Source organism: Bradyrhizobium sp. SHOUNA76 (genome assembly GCF_023006445.1).
GTDB lineage: Bacteria > Pseudomonadota > Alphaproteobacteria > Rhizobiales > Xanthobacteraceae > Bradyrhizobium.
Genome location: NZ_JALBHA010000581.1, coordinates 1 through 3,730, shown reverse-complemented (window position 1 = coordinate 3,730; position 3,730 = coordinate 1). Strand labels below are relative to the sequence as shown.

Genomic DNA, 3,730 nt, shown 5'->3' with positions numbered 1-3,730 from the left:
CCCGGCCCGGCATTCATCCGCGCATTGGCGCGGTCGATGCGCAGCTTGGCGAAATCGCGCACGGCGGCCTCGACCGGCGGCCATAGCTTCTCCTGGTCGGCATTGAGCTTCAGCCCGGCATGGACGGCGGCGATCCGCGCATCGACGAAGGCGGCGCGGTCTTCCGGGTTCATGCGGATGTGGCGGACGTGCTCCATCCACGGGCGATGATATTGGGCATAGACCGCTCCCGAGCCGGCAATGCTGAGCACGGCGATGGCGGCGATGGTGAACTTCCTCATCCGAACCTCCTCTGGAAGGATGTCCATGAAGATGGGCGCGGTGCGGCTGACACGCAAATTACAACTTGGAAAGGGAGCGCGGCCCTACCAGGATTTAACGGCGGATTTTACCTCTAGCCGCGATCGGAAATTCGCAACAAGAAGGCTTCCGTGCAGATCGCACGGAAGCCTTTCGTCGATCGTTCGGATGGATCAGTTCGTCGCGCTCTTGGCCTCTTTCAGGAATTCGTCGATCAGCGGCTGGCCGATACGGCCGGCGGCGTCCTTGTAGACCGGCTCCATCGCCTTGCGCATCGCCGCGTCCTGCTCGGGTGTGAGCTTGATGATCTCGCTCTTGCCGCTCTTCTTGATCTCGGCCAGAGCGTCGTCGTTCTCCTTCTGCGACTGCGCGTTGCTGAAATCGGTCGCTTCCTTCATCGCCTTGGAGAGCTGGTCGCGGATGTCGGCCGGCAGATCGTCCCAGAACTTCTTGTTCACGATCACGACGTAACCAATGTAGCCGTGATTGGTCTCGGTGATGTACTTCTGCACCTCGTGCATCTTCTGGGTATAGATGTTCGACCAGGTGTTCTCCTGGCCGTCGACCACGCCGGTCTGGAGTGCCTGGTAGACTTCCGAGAACGCCATCACCTGCGGCAGCGAGCTCAGCGCCTTGAACTGGGCCTGCAGCACGCGCGAGGACTGGATGCGGAACTTGACGCCCTGATAATCCGCCGGCGTCACCAGCTTCTTGTTGGCGCTCATCTGCTTGAAGCCGTTGTCCCAATAGGCAAGGCCGGTGATGCCCTTGGCATCCAGCAGCTTGAGCAGCCGCGTGCCGAGCGGGCCGTCCGTCACCTTCCGCAGCGTCTTCAGGTCGGGCAGGATATAGGGCAGATCGAACACCTCGAACTCGCGGATGCCGAGCGGCCCGAATTTCGAGTTGGACGGCGCCAGCATCTGCACGCTGCCGAGCTGGAGCGCCTCGAGCTCTTCCTTGTCCTTGTAAAGTGTCGAGTTCGGGTAGACCTCGACCTTGACCTTGCCGGCGGTGTACTTCTCGGCCAGCTCCTTGAACTTCTCCGCGCCCTTGCCCTTCGGCGTGTCGGTGGCGACGACATGGCTGAACTTGATGATGATCGGCGATTGGGCCGACGCCGGCCCGGCCAGCCCGAGTGCCAATGCCGCGATGGACGCAGCGATCGCGAAGGTGCGCATATTCTCTCCCTGTTATTTTCTAAGCCACCGTCGTAGGGGCGGCTGGTCCTCATGCCGGCAGAATCAATACAGGCCGCCGGGCTACGCTGCTATTGGCCGTTAGCAGGGCAGCTATCTCTCACACTGTCATTCCGGGATGGTCCGAAGGACCAGACCCGGAATCTCGAGATCCCGGGTTCGCCTCTTCGAGGCGCCCCGGGATGACACGCTGGCGCTTGTCAGCTCGCCGCGGCCGCGGTCACCGTGTCGCGCTGGCGCTTCATGACGATCTTGTTGAGCGCGCCGAGATAGGCCTTGGCCGAGGCCACCAGCGTATCCGGATCCGCCGCGCGTGCCGTCATCGCACGTCCCTCCTGCGACAGCCGCACCGACACTTCCGCCTGCGCGTCGGTGCCTTCGGTGACCGCGTGGACCTGATACAGCTCGAGCTTGGCCTCGTGCGGCACCAGGCGCTTGATGCAGTTGAACACCGCGTCCACCGGACCGTTGCCCTCGGCCTCCTCGATCTTGATCTGGCCGTCGACGTCGAGCTTCATGGTCGCGCGCTGCGGGCCATGGGTGCCGGCGATCACGGTCAGCGAGGTCAGCTTGATGCGGTCGTGGGAAGCCGCCATCTTCTCGTCGACCAGCGCCTCGATGTCCTCGTCGTAGATGTCCTTCTTGCGGTCGGCCAGAGCCTTCATCCGCGTGAACGCATCCTCCAGCTGGTTCGGGCCGAGCTTGTAGCCCATCTCCTCCAGCTTGTGCACGAAGGCATGGCGGCCGGAATGCTTGCCGAGCACCAGCGAGGACTGCTTCAGGCCGACCATTTCGGGCCGCATGATCTCGTAGGTGGAGGCGTCCTTCAGCACACCGTCCTGATGGATGCCGCTCTCATGCGCGAACGCGTTCCGGCCGACGATCGCCTTGTTGTACTGGACGGGAAACGAGGTTGCCGCCGAGACCACCTTCGAGGCGCGGGTGAGCTGGGTGGTGTCGATCTTGTTCCAGTAGGGGAATTTGTCGTTGCGCACGTTGATCGCCATCACGATCTCTTCGAGCGCAGCGTTGCCGGCGCGCTCGCCGATGCCGTTGACAGTGCACTCGACCTGGCGCGCACCGCCGACGATGCCGGCCAGCGAGTTCGCGACGGCCATGCCGAGATCGTTATGGCAGTGCACGGAGAACACCGCCTTATCCGAATTCGGCACGCGCTCGATCAGCGTCTTCATGAAGTGGGTGTATTCCTCCGGCACCGTGTAGCCGACGGTGTCGGGGATGTTCACCGTGGTGGCGCCCGCCTTGATGACGGCTTCCACGATGCGGCACAGGAAGTCCATCTCGCTGCGGGTGCCGTCCTCCGCCGACCATTCGACGTCGTCGATCTGGTTGCGGGCGCGCGCGACCATGGCGACCGAGGTCTCGAGCACTTCTTCCGGCGTCTTGTTCAACTTCACCCGCATGTGCAGCGGCGAAGTCGCGATCACGGTGTGGACGCGGCCGCGTTTTGCAAATTTGACCGCCTCGGCGCAGCGGTCGATATCGGCCGGGTGCGCACGGGACAGGCCCGCAATGACCGCATTCTTGGAACGGCGGGCGATCTCGCTCACCGCTTCGAAGTCACCCTGCGAGGTGATCGGGAAGCCGGCTTCGATGACGTCGACGCCCATATCGTCCAAGAGCTCGGCGACCTCGAGCTTTTCCTCGAAGGTCATGGTGGCGCCGGGGCATTGCTCGCCGTCGCGCAGCGTGGTGTCGAAAATAATGACGCGGTCCTTGTCGGACTTGTTCGCGGTGGCCATTTCAAATTCCTTTTGAGCTTTTTGCGCCGTTCAATCTTCTGGGCGCTTGAGGGTGTCCGGTGATCTCGACCAACCCCTGAGCGCCCAGGCGCGTGGCGCCCAGCCGGCCCTCAGGGGCAAGTAAGAAGAAGGCCGCCAATAAGGAGGGTGGGCAGCAGCGCGGCCGGGATCGTGGCGGCGGCCAGAGCCACCTCCCCCGAATTCCCCTCGATTTGGCCGCGAATCAGCATTGCCAGACCCTTCTGAGCCCACAAATCCTCGGCCAAAACCGTTGACGGTTGGTTGCCGGGAGGCTCATTGGCCTGTTTCTAGACGAAAAATGGCAGCAACCGCAACGCCAAAAGATGGTCAAGGGGGCTGACCTGATTGCTCGTACCCTCGCTCCTTGTCTCCCGGACGCGCTGGCGGCGCAGAGCCGGGACCCAGGAGCGGCATGGCGCGCGGCGAGATGGGCCCCGGCTCTGCAGCGCA

The 3,730-nt window shown here is 63.2% G+C and carries 2 protein-coding genes and 1 pseudogene; all 3 read right to left on the bottom strand.

Annotated features, from left to right (window positions below; translation table 11 throughout):
• Nucleotides 1-281, bottom strand: a pseudogene (locus MOV74_RS33660) (hypothetical protein); the annotation flags it as partial.
• A 192-nt stretch (nucleotides 282-473) separates the two neighbouring features.
• The gene (locus tag MOV74_RS33655) at nucleotides 474-1,478 is read right to left on the bottom strand and encodes a TRAP transporter substrate-binding protein (protein ID WP_246931294.1); all 1,005 of its coding nucleotides are present in this window, start codon (nucleotides 1,476-1,478) and stop codon (nucleotides 474-476) included.
• Between the two features lie 218 nt (nucleotides 1,479-1,696).
• A complete protein-coding gene (locus MOV74_RS33650) occupies nucleotides 1,697-3,259 on the bottom strand; it encodes a 2-isopropylmalate synthase (protein WP_246931293.1) in 1,563 nt (520 codons plus the stop codon).
• Nucleotides 3,260-3,730: the final 471 nt, after the last annotated feature.